Raw genomic sequence first — 21,245 nt, 5'->3', positions numbered from 1 at the left:
TTTCCGGGTCAGTCTTCTTTTATTTGCAAAATGAGGCATGGCGCCGCAGAACGCTTTTTTCTGCAGTCACCGGTCAGGATGCACCGTGAAACAGGATTGATGACGAGGAGCTAAAATGAACCAGATTCCGATGACGTTAAGAGGCGCTGAAAGGCTGCGCGAAGAGCTGCATGAGCTGAAAACGGTGAAACGCCCGCGCATTATTGCCTCCATCGCGGAGGCCCGCGAGCACGGCGATTTGAAAGAGAATGCCGAATACCACGCTGCGCGTGAAGAACAGGGGTTCTGTGAGGGACGTATTCAGGAGATTGAGGCCAAACTCTCTAATGCGCAGGTTATCGACGTCACCCAAATGCCTAAAACCGGCCGCGTCATTTTTGGCGCGACGGTGACGGTCCTGAATGTGGATACGGATGAAGAGTTTACGTACCGCATCGTAGGTGACGATGAAGCAGACTTTAAGCAAAATCTGATTTCTGTTAACTCGCCAATGGCGCGTGGCCTGGTGGGGAAAGAAGCCGATGACGTGGCGATTATCAAAACGCCGGGCGGCGATGTGGAGTACGAAATCCTGAAGGTGGAATACATCTGACAGGTGGCAACCTTTTGTAACGGGTTGCAGTACAATGTAAAGAAAGGAAAAAGGCCGCGCTGCGGCCTTTTATCCCATGTAAGAGCATGGCACTTTCTTTGCCCACTTAACGTGGCAGAGAAATCTTGCTCTCTTTAGCGGGGCGATACAGCACCAGCGTTTTACCTATCAACTGAACGTTGACGGCGCCAGTTTCACGTACGATAGCGTCGACGATCAGCTGCCGGGTCTCACGATCTTCAGAGGCGACTTTCACCTTGATTAACTCGTGGTGTCCCAGCGCGTGTTCGATCTCTGCCAGCACACCTTCGGTCAGGCCATTGCCTCCGAGCATGACGACTGGCTTGAGCGGATGGGCGAGGCTTTTCAGGTGCTGTTTTTGTTTGGTACTTAGATTCATCGTATTATTTACTTACTCGGGGATTGAAAACGGTTCATTCTACCGCCATCTCGGGTATATCGCCAAATCGACGCAACCTACTGCGTGCAGATTTATCGCTACGATGACGATTTAGTTGGAAATTTTATGACCGGTAAAAAGCGTTCAGCCAGCTCCAGCCGCTGGCTACAGGAACACTTTAGCGATAAATACGTGCTCCAGGCACAGAAAAAAGGGTTGCGTTCGCGCGCCTGGTTTAAACTTGATGAAATACAACAGGGTGACAAGCTTTTCAAACCCGGTATGACCGTGGTAGATCTGGGTGCTGCACCCGGTGGCTGGTCGCAATATGTGGTACAGCAAATTGGGTCCAAAGGGCGTGTCATTGCATGTGATATCCTGCCTATGGATCCTATTGTTGGTGTCGATTTTCTTCAAGGCGATTTTCGTGAAGAATCGGTGATTAACGCGTTGCTTGAGCGTGTGGGCGATCAGAAAGTCCAGGTCGTCATGTCTGATATGGCACCGAATATGAGTGGTACACCTGCCGTAGATATTCCCCGGTCGATGTATTTGGTTGAGCTGGCGTTAGAGATGTGTCGTGACATTTTGGCTCCCGGCGGGAGTTTTGTAGTGAAAGTGTTCCAGGGGGATGGCTTTGATGAATACCTGCGGGAAATTCGATCCCTGTTCACGAAAGTGAAAATACGTAAGCCTGACGCTTCACGTTCACGTTCACGTGAAGTTTATATTGTGGCGACTGGGCGCAAGCTGTAGCCAACGTGGTGGATCATCCAGCCTTCCCGCTGCGATTCCATGTACGAAGGATCTATAGTACCCTACGCTATCTGTTAACACCGTTGTAATATGAGGTTAATCCCTTGAGTGACATGGCGAAAAACCTGATTCTCTGGCTAGTCATCGCGGTTGTACTGATGTCAGTCTTCCAGAGCTTTGGGCCCAGCGAGTCAAATGGCCGTAGGGTTGATTATTCAACCTTCCTGTCGGAAGTGAACCAGGATCAGGTCCGCGAGGCACGTATTAACGGGCGTGAAATTAACGTAACCAAAAAAGACAGTAATAAATACACCACCTACATTCCTGTCAATGATCCCAAGTTACTCGATAACCTGTTGACCAAGAACGTTAAAGTGGTTGGTGAGCCGCCTGAAGAGCCGAGCCTGCTGGCGTCGATCTTCATTTCCTGGTTCCCAATGTTACTGCTGATTGGTGTGTGGATTTTCTTCATGCGGCAAATGCAGGGCGGTGGCGGCAAAGGCGCAATGTCCTTTGGTAAGAGCAAAGCCCGCATGCTAACGGAAGATCAGATTAAAACCACTTTTGCTGACGTAGCAGGCTGTGACGAAGCGAAAGAGGAAGTCGGTGAGCTGGTCGAATACCTGCGTGAACCGAGCCGTTTCCAGAAGCTGGGGGGTAAAATCCCGAAAGGCGTTCTGATGGTCGGCCCGCCGGGTACCGGTAAAACCCTGCTGGCGAAAGCCATTGCCGGTGAGGCGAAAGTACCGTTCTTTACCATTTCAGGTTCTGACTTTGTTGAAATGTTCGTCGGTGTGGGTGCGTCTCGCGTCCGTGACATGTTTGAACAGGCTAAGAAAGCGGCACCGTGCATTATCTTCATCGATGAGATCGATGCCGTTGGTCGCCAGCGTGGTGCCGGTTTAGGGGGAGGGCACGATGAGCGTGAACAAACCCTGAACCAGATGCTGGTTGAAATGGATGGCTTTGAAGGTAACGAAGGCATCATCGTGATTGCTGCGACCAACCGTCCAGACGTACTTGACCCTGCGCTGCTGCGTCCGGGCCGCTTTGACCGTCAGGTTGTCGTGGGCTTGCCAGACGTACGTGGTCGTGAGCAGATTTTGAAAGTGCATATGCGTCGTGTACCCCTGGCAACCGACATTGATGCGGCCATCATTGCGCGCGGTACGCCAGGCTTCTCCGGTGCCGATCTGGCGAACCTGGTGAACGAAGCGGCGCTGTTTGCTGCACGCAGCAATAAACGCGTTGTGTCGATGGTGGAATTCGAAAAAGCCAAAGACAAAATCATGATGGGTGCAGAGCGCCGTTCCATGGTGATGACCGAAGCACAGAAAGAGTCTACGGCTTACCATGAGGCCGGCCACGCGATTATTGGTCGTCTGGTACCGGAACACGATCCGGTGCACAAAGTGACCATTATTCCGCGCGGTCGTGCATTAGGTGTGACCTTCTTCCTGCCTGAAGGCGATGCGATTAGCGCAAGCCGTCAGAAGCTGGAAAGTCAGATTTCGACCCTGTACGGCGGTCGTCTGGCGGAAGAGATCATCTACGGTGCAGAACATGTCTCTACCGGTGCCTCTAACGATATCAAAGTGGCAACCAACCTGGCCCGTAACATGGTTACCCAGTGGGGCTTCTCTGAGAAACTGGGCCCGCTGCTGTATGCTGAAGAAGACGGTGAAGTGTTCCTGGGCCGTTCAGTGGCAAAAGCCAAGCATATGTCAGATGAAACTGCCCGTATTATCGACCAGGAAGTTAAACACCTGATCGATACGAACTATCAGCGCGCTCGCCAGATCCTGGGCGAAAACATGGACATTCTTCACGCGATGAAAGATGCGCTGATGAAGTATGAAACCATTGATGCACCGCAGATTGACGACCTGATGGCACGCCGTGAAGTGCGTCCGCCAGCAGGCTGGGAAGATCCGGGCAGCAGCAATTCAGACAGTAACGGTACGCCAAAGGCCCCGCGTCCGGTCGATGAACCGCGTACGCCGAATCCAGGCAATACCATGTCAGAACAGTTCGACAAATAAGACGTCAGGTCTTTTAATAAAACCCCGGCTGGTCCGGGGTTTTTTACATCTATACATTGAGCCACAAGGAGTTTTTCACCATGAAACTGTTCGCCCGTGATTCCCATCTCGATTTGTCATTTCCACATGTGATGGGCATTCTCAACGTCACGCCGGACTCTTTTTCCGATGGTGGTAAACACAATGCGCTGGTCGATGCGTTAACGCACACTAACGAGATGGTGAACGCTGGCGCAACAATCATTGACGTGGGGGGCGAGTCCACGCGTCCGGGCGCTGATGAAGTGAGCGTTGAGGAGGAGCTTGAACGGGTGATTCCGGTGGTCGAAGCTATCGCTCAACGCTTTGAGGTATGGATATCAGTCGATACGTCCAAAGCCGACGTGATTCGTGAAGCCGCCAGCGCAGGGGCTCACATTATCAATGATGTGCGCTCGCTGTCTGAGCCTGGCGCGTTGGCAGCGGCAGCGGCAACGGGCTTACCGGTTTGTCTGATGCATATGCAGGGCGAACCGCGTACGATGCAGCAGGCACCAGCCTATAAGGATATTGTAAGCGAAGTGGACACTTACTTCGTTGAACAACTGGCCCGCTGCGAAGCCGCAGGCATAAAAAAAGAGAATCTGTTACTCGACCCGGGCTTCGGTTTCGGTAAGAATCTCAGCCACAATTATGAACTGCTGGCCCACCTCAGTAAATTTCACCGTTTTGCGCTGCCGCTGTTGGTTGGCATGTCACGCAAATCAATGATTGGACAACTGCTGAATGTGGGGCCTTCCCAGCGCCTGACGGGCAGCCTGGCCTGTGCGGTTATTGCCGCCATGCAGGGCGCGCACATTATTCGCGCCCACGATGTAAAAGAAACCGTCGAAGCGATGCGGGTGGTTGAAGCGACACAAAGAGCGAAAGGATGACAGAGCATGAGCGAACGTAAATATTTCGGTACTGATGGGATTCGCGGCAAAGTCGGTGAGTCACCGATTACCCCTGACTTTGTATTAAAGCTCGGCTGGGCGGCGGGTAAAGTGCTGGCCCGTCACGGCTCCAAAAAAATTATCATTGGTAAAGACACGCGCATTTCAGGCTATATGCTGGAATCCGCGCTGGAAGCCGGTCTCGCAGCCGCAGGGTTGTCCGCGGCGTTTACCGGCCCAATGCCCACGCCCGCTATTGCCTATCTGACCCGCACGTTCCGTGCCGAAGCCGGCATCGTGATTTCCGCGTCGCACAATCCGTTTGATGATAACGGCATTAAGTTTTTCTCCGCCGAAGGGACGAAACTGCCCGATGACGTGGAAGAGGCGATCGAACTGGAAATGGAAAAACCGCTTACCTGTGTGGAATCCGCCCAGTTGGGGCGTGCCAGCCGTATTGTTGACGCGGCCGGGCGTTACATTGAATTTTGTAAGGGTACGTTCCCCAGCGAACTCAGCCTCAGTGGCCTGAAAATTGTCGTCGACTGTGCAAACGGTGCCACTTATCACATTGCGCCTAATGTCCTGCGTGAACTCGGTGCGACGGTGATTGCAGTTGGCGTCCAGCCTGATGGCATGAACATTAATAAAGCATGCGGTGCGACCGATCTCAGGATGCTGCAGGAACGCGTACTGGCTGAAAAAGCGGACATCGGTCTGGCCTATGACGGTGACGGCGATCGCATCATGATGGTCGACCACTTTGGCAAGAAAGTGGATGGGGACCAGATTCTGTATATCATCGCCCGCGAAGGTCTGCGTCAGGGGCAGTTGCGCGGTGGTGTGGTCGGCACGCTGATGAGCAACATGGGGCTGGAGCTGGCGCTGAAACAGCTGGGTATTCCGTTCGTTCGTGCAAAAGTGGGCGACCGCTATGTACTGGAAAAAATGCAGGAAAAAGGCTGGCGCCTGGGAGCGGAAAACTCCGGTCATGTGATCCTGCTGGATAAGATCGCTACGGGTGACGGCATCGTTGCAAGTTTGCAAGTACTTACAGCTATGGTTCGTAACCATATGAGCCTGCACGATCTCTGCACCGGCATGAAAATGCTGCCTCAGGTGCTGGTAAATGTCCGCTTCGCCGGCGAGCACGATCCGCTGGAAAGCGATGCCGTTAAAGCGGTAGCCGAGGACGTGGAAAAAGCCCTGGCCGGAAAAGGACGCGTGCTGCTGCGTAAATCGGGCACGGAACCGCTAATCCGCGTAATGGTAGAGGGTGAGGATGAAACCCAGGTGACGGCGCTGGCGAATCGAATTGCCGATGCGGTTAAAGCCGTCTGAGGCAGCTGGCAGGCGGGGACATCGCAGTGAACCTGCCTGCAAAATCATCGCACTGGCGCTTTTTTCTGCAATCAGCGTGCCGCATGTAAATTGCACTTGCAGAGGTATGCGCCATTGGTTAGTATTCACACCCGCTTCTGATGGGTGATGAAGAAACTCCCCGTCAAATTGGTTGAAGCTTTAACTGTGCGGATTACGCGCAAGGAAACAGGTTGATTATGTACGAAGCTCTGTTGGTTGTTTTCCTTATTGTAGCAATTGGCCTGGTAGGTCTTATCATGCTGCAGCAAGGCAAAGGCGCTGATATGGGTGCATCATTCGGTGCAGGCGCGTCAGGTACGCTGTTCGGTTCAACCGGGTCAGGTAATTTCATGACTCGTATGACCGCCGTACTGGCTACGCTGTTTTTCGTCATCAGCTTGATTCTGGGTAACCTGAACAGTAATAAAACAGCCAAAGGAAGTGAGTGGGATAACCTCACTGCGCCAGCTCAGTCTCAACAGCAGACTCAGCCAGCTAAACCGGCTACGCCGGGCAACGATATCCCGCACTAATAGCGTTAAGCGTCATAAGCGGCAGTTCAACGTCGCAGTCAGTGCAGTACCGAGGTGGTGAAATTGGTAGACACGCTACCTTGAGGTGGTAGTGCTCGAAAGGGCTTACGGGTTCAAGTCCCGTCCTCGGTACCAAATCTTAGTTAGACTTGCATTTTATGCATGATCGGCGTAATATTCGCCACGTTTTCGGACGCGGGGTGGAGCAGCCTGGTAGCTCGTCGGGCTCATAACCCGAAGGTCGTCGGTTCAAATCCGGCCCCCGCAACCACTTTCCCTTAGAGTTCTTTTTCAAATATACTGTATGCATCGACGGGCGCATTAGCAGCGAATTTTGAAAAAAATTCTTTTGGATGGGCGTCCGGGCCGCAATGCGGCATACAGGGTCCAGTGATAAAAAGCCCCGACTATTCGGGGTTTTTTGTTATTAGCGAATCGTAATACTGGGCTATAGGCCCTTTTTTTATGTCTTGGGGGTGGGCTTGTCCACATTAGAGCAAAAATTGACAGAGTTGGTATCTGCTCCGGTAGAAGCGCTCGGCTACGAACTGGTCGGAATTGAATTCGTTCGTGGTCGCACATCAACCCTGCGCATCTATATTGACAGTGAAGATGGCATCAATGTTGACGATTGCGCGGACGTCAGCCACCAGGTGAGTGCCGTGATGGATGTGGAAGATCCCATCACCGTCCCTTACCACCTTGAAGTGTCCTCACCGGGGCTCGACCGTCCTCTGTTCACTGCAGAACATTATGCACGCTTTACCGGCGATGAGGTGAGCCTGGTGCTGCGTATGGCCGTTCAAAACCGCCGTAAATGGCAGGGAATCATCAAGTCTGTAGAAGGCGAGATGATAACGGTAAACGTTGAGGGTAATGACGAGGTGTTCGCGCTGAGTAATATTCAGAAAGCGAACCTGGTCCCCCACTTTTAAAAGTCCGGATTGAGGCTAACCAGGATGAACAAAGAGATCTTAGCTGTTGTAGAAGCCGTTTCTAACGAAAAAGCCCTGCCGCGTGAGAAAATCTTCGAAGCGCTGGAGAGCGCGCTGGCGACTGCGACCAAGAAAAAGTACGAGCAGGAAATTGACGTCCGCGTCAGCATCGACCGCAGAAGTGGCGACTTTGATACGTTCCGCCGTTGGGAAATCGTAGAGCAGGTCACTCAGCCAACGCGTGAGATCACGCTGGATGCGGCTCGCTACGAAGATGAGTCCCTCAATCTGGGCGACTACGTTGAAGATCAGATTGAATCTGTCACCTTTGACCGCATTACTACCCAGACCGCAAAACAGGTTATCGTGCAAAAAGTACGTGAAGCCGAGCGCGCAATGGTCGTGGATCAGTTCCGTGAGCAGGAAGGCGAAATTATCACCGGCGTGGTGAAAAAAGTTAACCGTGACAACATTTCACTGGATCTGGGCAACAATGCTGAAGCGGTAATCCTGCGTGAGGATATGCTGCCGCGCGAAAACTTCCGCCCTGGTGACCGTATTCGCGGTGTTCTGTATGCCGTTCGCCCGGAAGCGCGTGGTGCACAGCTGTTTGTGACCCGCTCAAAGCCAGAAATGCTGATCGAACTGTTCCGCATTGAAGTACCAGAAATTGGCGAAGAAGTACTTGAAATTAAAGCCGCAGCCCGCGATCCGGGTTCACGCGCTAAAATTGCAGTAAAAACGAACGACAAACGTATTGATCCGGTGGGTGCCTGCGTCGGTATGCGCGGTGCGCGTGTTCAGGCCGTGTCCAGTGAACTGGGCGGCGAGCGTATCGATATCGTGCTGTGGGACGACAACCCGGCACAGTTTGTTATTAACGCCATGGCTCCGGCTGATGTGGCGTCAATCGTGGTTGATGAAGACAACCACACGATGGATATCGCCGTTGAGGCTGGCAATCTGGCCCAGGCGATCGGCCGTAATGGCCAAAACGTGCGTCTGGCTTCACAGCTGAGTGGCTGGGAGCTGAACGTGATGACCGTCGATGATCTGCAGGCGAAGCATCAGGCTGAAGCCCATGCAGCGATCGATATGTTCACTAAACATCTCGACATCGACGAAGAGTTCGCCACCATTCTGGTGGAAGAGGGCTTCTCATCGTTGGAAGAACTGGCCTATGTGCCAATTAACGAGCTGTTGGAAATCGACGGCCTCGACGAAGAGACCATTGAAGCCCTGCGTGAACGAGCAAAAAATGCGTTAACCACCCTGGCACTGGCTAAAGAAGAGAGCCTGGGGAATCAGGAACCTGCAGAAGACCTCTTGAATCTTGAGGGTCTGGATCGTGCACTGGCTTTCCGCCTGGCATCCAAAGGCGTTTGCACGCTGGAAGACCTTGCTGAGCAAGGTGTTGACGATCTGACTGATATTGAAGGGCTGACTGATGAGCAAGCTGGCGCGCTGATTATGGCCGCACGCAATATCTGCTGGTTCGGCGATGACGCGTAATAACAGGAAGGAACAGCATGACAGATGTAACCGTAAAATCGCTGGCAGCAGAAATTCAGACTTCGGTCGATCGCCTGGTACAGCAGTTTGCTGATGCGGGGATCCCAAAGTCTGAAAATGATGCGGTGACCCAGCATGAGAAAGAAACCTTACTGTCTCACCTGAAGCATGGTCAGGCCGGTTCAGGCAAACTGACCCTGCAGCGCAAAACGCGTAGTACCTTGAATATTCCTGGCACCGGGGGTAAAAGTAAATCGGTGCAAATCGAAGTCCGCAAAAAGCGCACGTATGTAAAAGGTGATGCAGAGTCTGAGCAAGCTCAGGCAGAAGCAGAAGCCGAGGCGCAGCGTGAAGCGGAAGAGCAGGCGCAACGCGAGGCCGCTGAACAGGCGCGTCGTGAAGCGGAACAAAAAGCGCAACGTGAAGCCGAAGAGAAAGCCAGGCGCGAAGCCGCTGAAAAGGCTAAGCGTGCAGCAGCGGAAAATGAGAAAGTGACTAATCAACCTACCGACGAAGTGACCAAGGCCGCCCAGTCCGATAAAGCACGTCGTGAAGCTGAAGCCGCTGAACTGAAGCGTAAAGCGGAAGAAGAAGCGCGTCGTAAGCTGGAAGAGGCTGCCCGCCTCGCCGCGGAAGAAGCCCGCCGTTTAGCCGAAGAAAAAGCGGCTGAATGGGAAAAGCCTGAAGAAGAGGATAAGGGCGACTATCACGTCACCACCTCAACACATGCCCGTCAGGCCGAAGACGAGAACGATCGTCAGGTCGAAGCGGGTCGTGCCCGCACGCGCAGTGCTAAAGCCGCGCGTCCGGTGAAAAAAGGCAACAAGCATTCAGAAGCCAAAACCGACCGCGAAGAAGCCCGTGCGCAGGTTCGTGGTGGTAAAGGTGGTAAGCATCGTAAGCCAAGCGCTCTGCAGCAGGGCTTCAACAAGCCAGCACAGGCGGTTAACCGCGATGTGGTGATTGGCGAAACCATCACCGTTGCTGAACTGGCTAACAAAATGGCCGTTAAAGGTTCACTGGTCATCAAAGCGATGATGAAAATGGGCGCTATGGCGACCATCAACCAGGTTATCGACCAGGAAACCGCACAGCTGGTTGCCGAAGAAATGGGCCACAAGGTGACCCTTCGTCGTGAAAACGAGCTTGAAGAAGCGGTAATGGACGATCGTGATACCGATGCAGCGCAGGAAGCGCGTGCGCCGGTTGTGACCATTATGGGCCACGTTGACCACGGTAAAACCTCACTGCTGGATTACATCCGCTCGACCAAAATCGCCTCTGGCGAAGCGGGCGGGATTACACAGCACATCGGTGCATACCACGTCGAAACCGACAACGGTATGATCACCTTCCTGGATACCCCGGGCCACGCCGCGTTTACCGCGATGCGTGCACGTGGTGCGCAGGCAACGGATATCGTTATCCTCGTGGTGGCGGCAGATGATGGTGTGATGCCACAAACCATCGAAGCGATTCAGCACGCCAAAGCCGCGAAAGTGCCGGTTGTGGTTGCTGTCAACAAGTGCGATAAGCCAGAAGCCGATCCGGATCGTGTTAAAAATGAACTGACACAGTACGGCATCATTCCGGAAGAGTGGGGCGGCGAAAACATGTTCGTCAACGTCTCTGCGAAAGCGGGTACCGGTATTGACGATCTGCTGAACGCGATTCTGCTGCAGGCAGAAGTGCTTGAGCTGACGGCCATTCGTGCCGGTATGGCCAGCGGCGTTGTGATCGAATCGTTCCTCGACAAAGGCCGTGGTCCGGTTGCGACCGTTCTGGTACGCGAAGGTACGCTGAACAAAGGCGATATCGTTCTGTGTGGCTTCGAATACGGTCGTGTTCGTGCAATGCGTGACGAACTGGGACGTGAAGTCATGGAAGCGGGCCCGTCGATCCCGGTTGAGATCCTCGGCTTGTCCGGTGTTCCGGCGGCAGGTGATGAAGCGACCGTGGTGCGTGACGAGAAGAAAGCCCGTGAAGTGGCACTGTATCGTCAGGGCAAATTCCGCGAAGTGAAACTGGCACGTCAGCAGAAATCTAAGCTGGAAAACATGTTTGCTAACATGACCGAAGGCGAAGTATCTGAACTGAACATCGTGCTGAAAGCCGACGTTCAGGGCTCTGTGGAAGCGATCTCCGACTCCCTGCTCAAACTCTCCACCGACGAAGTGAAGGTGAAGATTGTGGGTTCAGGCGTAGGTGGTATCACCGAAACCGACGCGACGCTGGCAGCCGCATCTAACGCGATTATCCTTGGCTTTAACGTCCGTGCTGACGCATCTGCGCGTCGCGTCATCGACGCTGAAAGCCTGGATCTGCGTTACTACTCCGTCATCTATAACCTGATTGACGAAGTGAAAGCCGCAATGAGCGGTATGCTGGCACCAGAGTACAAACAGCAGATCATCGGTCTGGCTGAAGTGCGTGACGTGTTCAAATCACCGAAATTTGGTGCTATCGCAGGTTGTATGGTGACGGAAGGTAACATCAAGCGTCACAACCCAATCCGCGTCCTGCGCGATAACGTGGTGATCTACGAAGGTGAGCTTGAATCACTGCGTCGCTTTAAAGATGACGTTAACGAAGTGCGTAACGGCATGGAGTGCGGTATCGGCGTGAAGAACTATAATGACGTTCGTGTCGGCGATATGATCGAAGTCTTCGAAGTGATTGAAGTTAAACGCACCATCGCTTAAGTCCTGGCGTTGATGATGCAATTTGGGAGGCCGCTGGCCTCCCGAATTATTTGGGAGAAATAAAAATGGCGAAAGAATTTGGCCGTCCGCAGCGTGTATCACAGGAGCTGCAAAAAGAGATTGCGATGATTCTGCAGCGTGAGATTAAAGATCCACGCCTTGGCATGATGGTGACCGTTTCGGGTGTTGAGGTATCACGTGACCTCGCTTACGCCAAAGTGTTTGTGACATTCCTCAACGATCAAGATGAAGAAGCCGTAAAAAATGGCCTGAAAGCGTTGAAAGAAGCCTCGGGTTATATCCGTACGCTGCTGGGTAAAGCCATGCGCCTGCGTATCGTGCCTGAACTGACCTTCTTCTACGATAACTCGTTGATTGAAGGGATGCGCATGTCCAACCTCGTGACTAACGTGGTGAAAAAAGACGTTGAGCGTCGTGGTCCAGAAACCACGGATGATGACGAGGAGGCGTAATGAGTCGTCCTCGTCGTCGCGGTCGCGACGTCCATGGCGTTTTGTTGCTGGATAAGCCACAAGGCATGTCGTCTAACGATGTTCTGCAGAAGGTGAAACGCATTTTTAACGCTAACCGTGCAGGACACACCGGTGCACTTGATCCGCTGGCAACCGGCATGTTGCCGATCTGTCTGGGTGAAGCCACCAAGTTCTCGCAGTATCTGCTGGATTCCGATAAGCGTTATCGCGTGATTGCCCGGTTAGGTGAACGTACCGATACCTCCGATGCGGACGGGAACCGGGTACAAACCCGTCCCGTGACCTTTACCCAGGCCGATCTGGATACCGCACTGGACAGTTTTCGTGGTGACATTATGCAGGTGCCGTCGATGTTTTCAGCATTGAAACATCAGGGCCGGAAACTGTATGAATATGCCCGCGAAGGCATCACTATCGAACGTGAGCCCCGGCCGATCACCGTGTATGACTTGCAGTTTATTCGCTGGCAGGGCAGTGAGCTTGAGCTGGAAATTCACTGCTCTAAAGGTACCTACATCCGTACCATTATTGACGATTTGGGTGAAAAGCTGGGCTGCGGTGCGCATGTCATTATGCTGCGTCGTTTGCAGGTAGCACGCTATCCCTTCGAAAGAATGGTCACGCTGGAGCAGCTTCAGGCGTTGCAGGCAGAGGCGAACGCCTCAGGCGACGATCTGGCGTTACAGCTCGATCCTCTGCTGCTGCCCATGGACAGTCCGGCTGCGGATTTTCCTGCGGTCAACCTGTCAGAGGATGTGGCGGCCTACTTTAAACAGGGCCAGCCGGTGCATGCAAGTCAGGCACCTGACCAGGGGCTGGTTCGCGTCACCGAAGGTGAAACTCGCAAGTTTATCGGTATGGCAGAAGTGGCCGACGATGGCCGGATTGCTCCACGCCGTTTAGTGGTTGAGTATCAGAATTAAGTTGTGCGCTTTTCATTAAGGGCATTTGCGTTGCCTTCTGGCGAAGAGTAGAATAGCGCGGCTTTAAAGCGGGATGCTGAATTAGAGATCGGCGCCCATACATTCATTTAACTGGAGTTTATTATGTCTCTAAGCGTAGAAGCTAAAGCAGAGATCGTTGCTAAATATGGTCGTGGTGCTAACGACAGCGGTTCAACTGAAGTTCAGGTTGCACTGTTGACCGCGCAGATCAGCCATCTGCAGGGCCACTTCTCTGAGCACAAAAAAGACCACCACAGCCGCCGCGGTCTGCTGCGCATGGTATCTCAGCGTCGTAAGCTGCTGGACTACCTGAAGCGTAAAGACGTTGCACGCTACAGCAGCCTGATCGAAAGCCTCGGTCTGCGTCGCTAAGTCTTAAAATCGGATCGTCTGGGATGCCACAAATGTGTGCTAAAACCCCTTTGGCGATCAGATTTGTGCGAGTTTCATGAAAAGGGGGCCTTTATGGCCCCTTTTTTCGAGCAATGCGCAGCAATCCTGAGCAAACTCATGTATTGTTGTTGGGTGTGATCTTTGTTTGCAGAGGTTCGCGCGGCTAATGAGAGGCTTTACCGCAGGGGCGGTTAAGGGTTGTCATTAGTCGCGAGGATGCAACGGAGATCGGTAATTAATGGCAGGCTCAAGATAGCACTGCCCCGATGTTAAGGACTTTGATTTTGCTTAATCCGATCGTACGCAAATTCCAATATGGTCAACATACCGTCACGCTGGAAACCGGCATGATGGCTCGCCAGGCGACTGCCGCCGTTATGGTGAGCATGGATGACACCGCTGTTTTTGTCACCGTTGTTGGCCAGAAAAAAACCAAACCAGGCCAGGACTTCTTCCCACTGACCGTTAACTATCAGGAGCGTACTTACGCTGCTGGTCGTATCCCGGGCAGCTTCTTCCGTCGCGAAGGTCGTCCAAGCGAAGGTGAAACGCTGATTTCACGTCTGATTGACCGTCCGGTGCGTCCTCTGTTCCCGGAAGGGTTCGTTAACGAAGTTCAGGTGATTGCGACCGTTGTTTCGGTCAACCCACAGGTTCACCCAGACATCGTTGCGATGATCGGTGCCTCTGCCGCGCTGGCGCTGTCGGGTCTGCCTTTCAATGGCCCAATCGGTGCGGCGCGTGTGGGTTATATCAATGACCAGTACGTACTGAACCCAACGGCTGACGAACTGAAAACGTCACGTCTGGATCTGGTGGTTGCTGGTACGCAGAACGCCGTTCTGATGGTGGAATCTGAAGCAGAAATCCTGTCTGAAGAACAAATGCTGGGTGCTGTGGTGTTCGGCCACGATCAGCAGCAGGTGGTGATTGAAAACATTAATGCACTGGTCGCTGAAGCGGGCAAGCCGCGTTGGGACTGGCAGCCAGAAGCGGCCAATACTGCACTGATTTCACGTGTCGCGGCCCTGGCTGAAGCGCGTATCAGCGATGCGTACCGTATCACTGACAAGCAAGCGCGTTATGCCCAAGTTGACGCCATCAAAGACGAAACCATCGCGGCGCTGCTGGCGGAAGACGAATCCCTGGATGCGGCTGAAATCGGTGATATCGTGCACAGCCTGGAGAAGACGGTTGTTCGTACCCGTATTCTGAACGGCGAGCCGCGTATCGATGGCCGTGAAAAAGACATGATTCGTGGTCTGGACGTGCGGACCGGCGTACTGCCGCGTACCCATGGTTCAGCTCTGTTCACCCGTGGTGAAACACAGGCGCTGGTGACCGCAACGCTGGGTACCACCCGCGATGCGCAGAACCTGGATGAACTGATGGGTGAGCGTACCGACAGCTTCCTGTTCCACTACAACTTCCCTCCCTACTCAGTAGGTGAAACCGGTATGGTGGGCTCGCCTAAGCGTCGTGAAATTGGTCACGGTCGTCTGGCGAAGCGCGGCGTGTTGGCCGTAATGCCAAAAGTGGAAGATTTCCCTTACACCGTTCGTGTCGTGTCTGAAATCACTGAATCAAACGGTTCATCTTCTATGGCTTCCGTCTGTGGTGCTTCTCTGGCGCTGATGGACGCGGGCGTACCTATTAAAGCGTCTGTTGCCGGTATCGCGATGGGCCTGGTAAAAGAAGACGACAAATTTGTTGTTCTGTCTGACATTCTGGGTGATGAAGATCACCTGGGTGATATGGACTTCAAAGTGGCGGGTAGCCGTGACGGTATCACCGCGCTGCAGATGGACATCAAAATTGAAGGCATCACCCGCGAGATCATGCAGGTAGCGCTGAATCAGGCCAAAGGTGCACGTCTGCACATTCTGGGCGTGATGGAGCAGGCTATCAGCACGCCGCGTCAGGAAATCTCTGAGTTCGCACCGCGCATTTACACCATCAAGATCAGTTCAGATAAGATCAAAGATGTGATCGGTAAAGGCGGTTCTGTTATCCGTGCGCTGACCGAAGAAACCGGCACCACCATCGAAATCGAAGATGACGGTACGGTGAAAATCGCGGCAACTGATGGCCTGAAAGCGAAAGAAGCGATTCGTCGCATCGAAGAGATCACCGCTGAAATCGAAGTGGGCCGCATTTACAGCGGTAAAGTCACGCGCATTGTCGATTTCGGTGCTTTCGTTGCTATCGGCGGCGGTAAAGAAGGCCTGGTGCACATTTCACAAATCGCTGATAAGCGCGTTGAGAAAGTGACGGATTATCTGCAGATGGGTCAGGAAGTACCGGTGAAGGTGATGGAAGTGGATCGCCAGGGCCGTGTTCGTCTGAGCATCAAAGAAGCGACAGAAACCAAGCCTGAGGCTGTTGCAGCTGAGAGCGCACCTGACGCTGAATAAGTCTTTCCTGATTTGCCTCTCCTTGCCTGGCAGGGGGAGGCTTTTGTGTCATCGCGAGGGCAGGAATCCTTGTGCACAGCAGGCGGATAACAGGACGGTTGTCCCAATGTTTGTATTCGGGAGTGGGAAATGAAGCCTTTTTTGCGCTGGTGTTTTGTTGCGACAGCTTTGACGCTGGCAGGATGCAGCAACTCCAATTGGCGTAAGAACGAAGTTCTTGCAGTACCTTTACAGCCCACACTGCAGCAGGAAGTGATTCTGGCTCGCATGGAACAAATTCTTGCCAGTCGAGCCCTTACCGATGATGAACGCGCACAGCTGTTATATGAGCGCGGAGTGTTGTATGATAGTTTGGGTCTGAGGGCATTAGCGCGGAACGATTTTTCGCAAGCGCTGTCTATAAGACCTGATATGCCAGAAGTGTTTAACTATCTTGGTATATACTTAACGCAGGCGGGCAACTATGATGCCGCCTATGAAGCGTTTGATTCTGTACTTGAGCTTGATCCAACTTACAACTATGCGCATTTAAATCGTGGTATCGCCCTCTATTACGGTGGTCGATACAAGTTAGCGCAAGATGATCTGCTGGCGTTTTATCAAGACGATCCTAACGATCCTTTCCGTAGCTTGTGGCTCTATCTTGTTGAAAGCAAGATGGACGCAGCCAAAGCAAAAGTGGCGCTTAAACAGCGTTACGACAAAGCGGTTAAGGACCAATGGGGATGGAATATTGTCGAGTTCTACCTGGGCGACATCAGCGAAGCAACACTGATGGAACGTCTCAAGGCGGACGCAACGGATAACACCTCGCTCGCTGAACATCTCAGTGAAACCAACTTCTATTTAGGTAAGTATTACCTAAGTCTGGGGGAGAAGGACAACGCAGAAGCGTTGTTCAAACTGGCGGTCGCCAACAACGTGAATAACTTTGTTGAACACCGATACGCATTGTTGGAACTGGCGCTACTCGGCCAGGCACAAGACGATTTATCAGAATCTGACCAGCAATAGCTGACGAACTTTTTTGCCTGTAAACCTGTCAAGTCATCATCTTCAGGGATGAGGGCTTTTCTGTTCGTCAAAACTTCTAATTTGAGCCGGTTCACACTTTTTGATGAAAATGACTGAAAGTTTTCACGACGAGTTATGTAGACTGGCCGCCGCAATCAACGAGGCACGTGTACTACATGACTGATATTCAAACCACTTTTGCAGACCTTGGCCTGAACGCCGACATCCTTGAATCACTGAACGGCATGGGCTACGTAAAGCCATCCCCAATCCAGGCTGAGTGTATTCCTCACCTGTTGGCGGGCCGTGACGTGTTAGGCATGGCGCAGACCGGGAGTGGTAAAACGGCAGCGTTCTCTCTGCCGCTGTTAAACAACATTGATCCGACTATTAAAGCACCGCAAATTTTGGTGCTGGCTCCGACCCGCGAACTGGCGGTTCAGGTTGCTGAAGCGATGACCGAATTCTCTAAGCACATGCGCGGTCTGAACGTAGTTGCCCTTTACGGCGGCCAGCGTTATGACGTGCAGCTGCGTGCTCTGCGCCAGGGACCCCAGGTTGTTGTGGGAACCCCAGGTCGTCTGCTGGATCACCTGAAGCGTGGCACGTTAGATCTGTCTAATCTGCGTGGTCTGGTGCTGGACGAAGCAGATGAAATGTTACGTATGGGCTTCATCGAAGACGTTGAAACCATCATGGCGCAGATCCCCGAAGGTCATCAGACCGCGCTGTTCTCTGCCACCATGCCAGAAGCGATTCGTCGCATCACCAAGCGTTTCATGAAAGATCCGCAGGAAGTGCGTATTCAGTCGAGCCTGACAACGCGTCCTGACATCAGCCAGAGCTACTGGACGGCTTACGGCCGTAAAACCGATGCACTGGTTCGCTTCCTGGAAGCAGAAGATTTTGATGCGGCGATCATCTTCGTTCGTACCAAAAATGCCACTCTGGAAGTCGCTGAAGCGCTGGAGCGTAGCGGTTACAACAGCGCGGCCCTGAACGGTGATATGAACCAGGCCCTGCGTGAGCAGACGCTGGAGCGTTTGAAAGATGGTCGTCTGGACATCCTGATCGCGACTGACGTTGCGGCTCGTGGCCTGGACGTTGAGCGTATCAGCCTGGTTGTTAACTACGATATCCCGATGGACGCCGAATCTTACGTTCACCGCATTGGCCGTACGGGTCGTGCGGGTCGTGCGGGTCGCGCACTGCTGTTCGTTGAGAACCGCGAGCGTCGTCTGCTGCGCAACATCGAACGCACCATGAAGCTGACTATTCCGGAAGTTGAGCTGCCAAACGCAGAGCTGCTGGGTCAGCGTCGTCTGGCTAAGTTTGCCGCGAAAGTTCAGCAGCAACTGGAAAGCAGCGATCTGGAACAGTACCGTGCACTGCTGACCAAAATGCAGCCTGAAGAAGAGCTGGATATCGAAACGCTGGCTGCCGCCCTGCTGAAAATGGCACAGGGTGAGCGTCCGCTGATCGTACCTGCTGACGCACCGCGTCCTCCGCGCCGCGAATTCCGTGAGCGTGATGATCGTCGCGACAGCCGTGGTCCACGTGACAGCCGTGATGGCGATCGTCCACGTCGTGAGCGTCGCGATGTTGGCGACATGCAGCTGTATCGCATTGAAGTGGGCCGTGATGACGGTGTTGAAGTTCGTCACATCGTTGGCGCGATTGCTAACGAAGGCGACATCAGCAGCCGTTACATCGGTAACATCAAACTGTTTGGTACGCACTCGACGATCGAACTGCCGAAAGGCATGCCGGGCGATGTCCTGCAGCACTTTACCCGTACGCGTATTCTCAACAAGCCGATGAATATGCAATTGCTGGGTGATGCACAGCCGCATGAAGGTGGCCGTGGTGAGCGTCGTTCAGGTTCTGGCGAGCGTCGTGGTCCTCGTCCTGAAGGTCAGGGCCGTCGTTTCTCTTCTGAGCGCCGTGAAGGTGGTCGTGAAGGTGGACGCAGCTTTAACCGTGAAGGCGGTCGTGGTCCACGTCGTGAAGACGGTGCTGCTGCACCTCGTCGTCGTGACGCATAAGCGAGACGATTTCGCATGATAAAAAGGGAAGCCTGCGGGCTTCCCTTTTTTTTGCCCTTGCGGTAAATCCCTGTCAGGGCAGACCGGCTGAGACAGCGGGGAAGCAAGATAAGTAAAGGGAAGCCAGCAGGCTTCCCTTTTTGTCTTTGCCTTTTACCTGGCGCGAAACAGAACGAGGCGTTTACAGCCCGCGTGCCGCCTCCATCGCCAGCTTAAAGGAGTGCAGACGTGCATCGGTATCGTAAATCTGACCGTTAACCATGATCTCATCGGCCTGCGTTTCACGCAGCAGCGAGGCCAGACCGTGACGCACTTTATCCACGTCCCCGACCAGCGACATGCTCAGAGCCTGCTGGACGCCATACTGTTCTGACGGCGACCAGAGGCTGTCCATATTCTGCACCGGGGCAGGTAACGGACCGGGCTTGCCGCGACGCAAATTAATAAACTGCTGCTGCATTGAGGTAAACAGAAAACGGGCGTCGCTTTCCGTGTCCGCCGCCACGATGTTAATGCAGACGGTAGCATAAGGTTCAGCAAGGCGCGCTGACGGTGTAAAGTTTTCACGATAAACATGCAGAGCCTGAAACAGCTGGTCCGGTGCGAAATGCGAGGCAAACGCAAAAGGCAGCCCCATTTTGGCCGAGAGCTGGGCGCTGTACAGGCTGGAACCCAGTAACCAGACGGGAATTTTCATCCCTAAACCAGGTACCGGCTGAACAGGCGGCTGCGCGCCAGCTTCTGCATCAAACCAGTGAATCAGCTCGGCCACATCATCCGGAAACGTATCGGCCTGCATGCCTGACAGGTTGCGACGTAAAGCCAGCATCGTGCGCTGATCCGATCCTGGCGCACGGCCTAATCCCAGATCGATGCGATCGGGATACAGCGACGCCAGGGTGCCGAACTGTTCTGCGATCACCAGCGGCGCGTGATTGGGCAACATAATGCCGCCAGAGCCCAGACGCAGCGTCGTAGTGTTTGCGGCCAGATAGCCGATTAACACGGCTGTGGCGGCGCTGGCGATGCCGGTCATATTATGGTGCTCAGCTAACCAGTAACGTTCAAATCCCAGGGCTTCGGCCTGACGTGCCAGCGCAAGTGAATTCTGAAACGCATCACGTGGCGTAGCGCCCTGAGGAACAGGGGCAAGATCGAGTACAGAGAGGCGAACGTTTTTTTTCTCAGACATGGGTACTCCAGAGGTTATAGCGCAGGTTTCATACCCTGCACTATTAAGTATTGCGCAACATTCGCTATATTAAAACGCTTTACGCCCACTCTCTGTTGCCTGTATGTGCGTTTCAGTCGGTGGTCTGTAAAACCATCCCCGGCAGTTTACGCCAGTAGCCATTGCAGTCCCGGTTTTTCTCGATCGCTAACGGGGCCTGGCCCGCTTCGTTGTCGCGAAAACGGTCAACAAGGCTTAAGGTTTCCTCGCTTTGTGGTGAAAGTCGCACGATATCGACACAGTTGTGCATGCTTACCAGATCGTTGCCCAGGTTGTAACAGTAGCCACTCAGCGTCTGAATACCGTTCAGAACGAAAACCTGTTGTCGCTCCTGCGAAAGCACCCTGCGTCCGTTCGGATAATGACGGCAGCAGGTTTCGCAGTCATCTTTAGCACGATTCTCCGAGCGGGCCGTAAAGCATCGCGCTGACAGGGCTAGCGGTAAATGCCCATAGCCCAGCACCTCCACTTCAAACTGTTCGCGAATACCGCGCGTTTCGCACTGCGCCAGCAGAGGTAACAACCAGTCTCGTGGCATTTCAACGGGCAGGCACCAGCGCGTCATACCTTCTTTCACCAGCAGATGTAATGTGTCAGCGTTATAAAAGTTCAGGGTAGGACCGGCGACAAAGGGCAGCTTGCGCTCCGCCGCCATGTTGACCGTCCCCATGTCGTTGGCCTCGATAAGAAACTCGCCATTTTCGACATAACGCTGTAACTCTTTCAGTTCGGATGGGGATTGCAGCAGCGCCAGCGTGCTCACGACAACCTGCTTGCCGCTGGCAGCCAGCTCACGCGCTAAATCCATCCAGGCGGCAAACGAGGTTGCGCGGCGCTTGCTGCATACGGTTTCGCCCAGGTAAATGATGTCGGCACTGCTTTGGGCGGCGAGGTGGTAAAAGTGTTGCAGTGTGTCGCCAGGCCAGTACCACAGCACCGGGCCAAGGGAATATTTCATTCTG

The 21,245-nt window shown here is 53.5% G+C and carries 19 protein-coding genes and 2 tRNA genes; 18 read left to right on the top strand and 3 right to left on the bottom strand.

Translation table 11 applies throughout. The features are described from left to right. The first annotated feature begins 115 nt into the window (after positions 1–115). Entirely contained in the window at positions 116–592 is a 477-nt protein-coding gene (gene greA / locus RAC60_RS05490) for a transcription elongation factor GreA (RefSeq protein ID WP_006121754.1), read from the top strand. Positions 593–698: 106 nt separating this feature from the next. On the opposite strand, the gene yhbY is transcribed toward greA, so the two are convergent. Next, entirely contained in the window at positions 699–992 is a 294-nt protein-coding gene (gene yhbY, locus RAC60_RS05485) for a ribosome assembly RNA-binding protein YhbY (protein ID WP_006121755.1), read from the bottom strand. Positions 993–1,118: 126 nt separating this feature from the next. Here yhbY and rlmE point away from each other — a divergent pair, with 126 nt between their 5' ends. The 17 genes from rlmE to RAC60_RS05400 all read left to right on the top strand — a co-directional run bounded on the left by rlmE (position 1,119) and on the right by RAC60_RS05400 (position 19,052). Beyond that, positions 1,119–1,748, top strand: coding sequence for a 23S rRNA (uridine(2552)-2'-O)-methyltransferase RlmE (gene rlmE, locus RAC60_RS05480; protein WP_006121756.1), 630 nt, complete (start codon positions 1,119–1,121; stop codon positions 1,746–1,748). Positions 1,749–1,861: 113 nt separating this feature from the next. After that, complete coding sequence (ftsH, locus tag RAC60_RS05475) at positions 1,862–3,790, top strand: ATP-dependent zinc metalloprotease FtsH (protein WP_033739186.1); 1,929 nt, start codon at positions 1,862–1,864, stop codon at positions 3,788–3,790. An 80-nt stretch (positions 3,791–3,870) separates the two neighbouring features. Continuing rightward, positions 3,871–4,704 carry a dihydropteroate synthase gene (folP, locus tag RAC60_RS05470; protein ID WP_006121758.1) on the top strand — a complete coding sequence of 278 codons (834 nt, stop codon included), beginning with the start codon at positions 3,871–3,873 and terminating at the stop codon, positions 4,702–4,704. Between the two features lie 6 nt (positions 4,705–4,710). Then, positions 4,711–6,045 (top strand): phosphoglucosamine mutase, encoded by a 1,335-nt coding sequence (gene glmM, locus RAC60_RS05465; protein ID WP_375092871.1) that lies wholly within the window; start codon positions 4,711–4,713, stop codon positions 6,043–6,045. 218 nt (positions 6,046–6,263) lie between these two features. Continuing rightward, positions 6,264–6,599 (top strand): preprotein translocase subunit SecG, encoded by a 336-nt coding sequence (gene secG / locus RAC60_RS05460; RefSeq protein ID WP_006121760.1) that lies wholly within the window; start codon positions 6,264–6,266, stop codon positions 6,597–6,599. Between the two features lie 48 nt (positions 6,600–6,647). Continuing rightward, positions 6,648–6,734: transfer RNA gene (locus RAC60_RS05455), tRNA-Leu, on the top strand. 59 nt (positions 6,735–6,793) lie between these two features. Next, a tRNA-Met gene (locus tag RAC60_RS05450) sits at positions 6,794–6,870 on the top strand. 211 nt (positions 6,871–7,081) lie between these two features. Further along, positions 7,082–7,534: a ribosome maturation factor RimP gene (gene rimP / locus RAC60_RS05445; protein ID WP_006121761.1), complete on the top strand. Its 453-nt coding sequence runs from the start codon at positions 7,082–7,084 to the stop codon at positions 7,532–7,534. A gap of 24 nt (positions 7,535–7,558) precedes the next feature. Continuing rightward, positions 7,559–9,046: a transcription termination factor NusA gene (gene nusA / locus RAC60_RS05440; protein ID WP_006121762.1), complete on the top strand. Its 1,488-nt coding sequence runs from the start codon at positions 7,559–7,561 to the stop codon at positions 9,044–9,046. A gap of 17 nt (positions 9,047–9,063) precedes the next feature. Beyond that, positions 9,064–11,748 carry a translation initiation factor IF-2 gene (gene infB, locus RAC60_RS05435; RefSeq protein ID WP_028723648.1) on the top strand — a complete coding sequence of 895 codons (2,685 nt, stop codon included), beginning with the start codon at positions 9,064–9,066 and terminating at the stop codon, positions 11,746–11,748. Between the two features lie 65 nt (positions 11,749–11,813). Then, complete coding sequence (gene rbfA, locus RAC60_RS05430) at positions 11,814–12,221, top strand: 30S ribosome-binding factor RbfA (RefSeq protein WP_006121764.1); 408 nt, start codon at positions 11,814–11,816, stop codon at positions 12,219–12,221. Next, a complete protein-coding gene (gene truB / locus RAC60_RS05425; protein ID WP_375092867.1) occupies positions 12,221–13,165 on the top strand; it encodes a tRNA pseudouridine(55) synthase TruB in 945 nt (314 codons plus the stop codon). Before rbfA ends, truB begins: the two co-directional genes overlap by 1 nt. Before the next feature lie 123 nt (positions 13,166–13,288). Next, a complete protein-coding gene (rpsO, locus tag RAC60_RS05420) occupies positions 13,289–13,558 on the top strand; it encodes a 30S ribosomal protein S15 (RefSeq protein WP_006121766.1) in 270 nt (89 codons plus the stop codon). 305 nt (positions 13,559–13,863) lie between these two features. Next, the gene (gene pnp, locus RAC60_RS05415) at positions 13,864–15,993 is read left to right on the top strand and encodes a polyribonucleotide nucleotidyltransferase (protein ID WP_006121767.1); all 2,130 of its coding nucleotides are present in this window, start codon (positions 13,864–13,866) and stop codon (positions 15,991–15,993) included. A 129-nt stretch (positions 15,994–16,122) separates the two neighbouring features. Beyond that, positions 16,123–17,007, top strand: a complete 885-nt coding sequence (gene nlpI / locus RAC60_RS05410) for a lipoprotein NlpI (protein ID WP_033739194.1) — start codon at positions 16,123–16,125, stop codon at positions 17,005–17,007. 103 nt (positions 17,008–17,110) lie between these two features. Beyond that, entirely contained in the window at positions 17,111–17,191 is an 81-nt protein-coding gene (gene yrbN, locus RAC60_RS05405; protein ID WP_100208641.1) for a protein YrbN, read from the top strand. After that, positions 17,184–19,052, top strand: a complete 1,869-nt coding sequence (locus RAC60_RS05400; RefSeq protein ID WP_058702613.1) for a DEAD/DEAH family ATP-dependent RNA helicase — start codon at positions 17,184–17,186, stop codon at positions 19,050–19,052. The genes yrbN and RAC60_RS05400 overlap by 8 nt, the downstream gene beginning before the upstream one ends. 181 nt (positions 19,053–19,233) lie before the next feature. On the opposite strand, the gene RAC60_RS05395 is transcribed toward RAC60_RS05400, so the two are convergent. After that, the gene (locus RAC60_RS05395) at positions 19,234–20,244 is read right to left on the bottom strand and encodes a luciferase-like monooxygenase (RefSeq protein WP_006121770.1); all 1,011 of its coding nucleotides are present in this window, start codon (positions 20,242–20,244) and stop codon (positions 19,234–19,236) included. A 112-nt stretch (positions 20,245–20,356) separates the two neighbouring features. Further along, the gene (locus RAC60_RS05390; RefSeq protein WP_375092864.1) at positions 20,357–21,241 is read right to left on the bottom strand and encodes a U32 family peptidase; all 885 of its coding nucleotides are present in this window, start codon (positions 21,239–21,241) and stop codon (positions 20,357–20,359) included. Positions 21,242–21,245: the final 4 nt, after the last annotated feature.

The sequence above is a fragment of the Pantoea sp. BR_17 genome (assembly GCF_041955125.1).
Taxonomy (GTDB): domain Bacteria; phylum Pseudomonadota; class Gammaproteobacteria; order Enterobacterales; family Enterobacteriaceae; genus Pantoea; species Pantoea stewartii.
This window is presented reverse-complemented; position numbering and strand designations above follow the sequence as displayed.

Bases quoted from the DNA above. Each gene is read 5' to 3' on its own strand.
- greA (WP_006121754.1), top strand. From the start codon at position 116: ATGAACCAGATTCCGATGACGTTAAGAGGCGCTGAAAGGCTGCGCGAA.
- yhbY (WP_006121755.1), bottom strand. From the start codon at position 992: ATGAATCTAAGTACCAAACAAAAACAGCACCTGAAAAGCCTCGCCCAT.
- rlmE (WP_006121756.1), top strand. From the start codon at position 1,119: ATGACCGGTAAAAAGCGTTCAGCCAGCTCCAGCCGCTGGCTACAGGAA.
- ftsH (WP_033739186.1), top strand. From the start codon at position 1,862: ATGGCGAAAAACCTGATTCTCTGGCTAGTCATCGCGGTTGTACTGATG.
- folP (WP_006121758.1), top strand. From the start codon at position 3,871: ATGAAACTGTTCGCCCGTGATTCCCATCTCGATTTGTCATTTCCACAT.
- glmM (WP_375092871.1), top strand. From the start codon at position 4,711: ATGAGCGAACGTAAATATTTCGGTACTGATGGGATTCGCGGCAAAGTC.
- secG (WP_006121760.1), top strand. From the start codon at position 6,264: ATGTACGAAGCTCTGTTGGTTGTTTTCCTTATTGTAGCAATTGGCCTG.
- nusA (WP_006121762.1), top strand. From the start codon at position 7,559: ATGAACAAAGAGATCTTAGCTGTTGTAGAAGCCGTTTCTAACGAAAAA.
- infB (WP_028723648.1), top strand. From the start codon at position 9,064: ATGACAGATGTAACCGTAAAATCGCTGGCAGCAGAAATTCAGACTTCG.
- rbfA (WP_006121764.1), top strand. From the start codon at position 11,814: ATGGCGAAAGAATTTGGCCGTCCGCAGCGTGTATCACAGGAGCTGCAA.
- truB (WP_375092867.1), top strand. From the start codon at position 12,221: ATGAGTCGTCCTCGTCGTCGCGGTCGCGACGTCCATGGCGTTTTGTTG.
- rpsO (WP_006121766.1), top strand. From the start codon at position 13,289: ATGTCTCTAAGCGTAGAAGCTAAAGCAGAGATCGTTGCTAAATATGGT.
- nlpI (WP_033739194.1), top strand. From the start codon at position 16,123: ATGAAGCCTTTTTTGCGCTGGTGTTTTGTTGCGACAGCTTTGACGCTG.
- yrbN (WP_100208641.1), top strand. From the start codon at position 17,111: ATGAAAATGACTGAAAGTTTTCACGACGAGTTATGTAGACTGGCCGCC.
- RAC60_RS05400 (WP_058702613.1), top strand. From the start codon at position 17,184: ATGACTGATATTCAAACCACTTTTGCAGACCTTGGCCTGAACGCCGAC.
- RAC60_RS05395 (WP_006121770.1), bottom strand. From the start codon at position 20,244: ATGTCTGAGAAAAAAAACGTTCGCCTCTCTGTACTCGATCTTGCCCCT.
- RAC60_RS05390 (WP_375092864.1), bottom strand. From the start codon at position 21,241: ATGAAATATTCCCTTGGCCCGGTGCTGTGGTACTGGCCTGGCGACACA.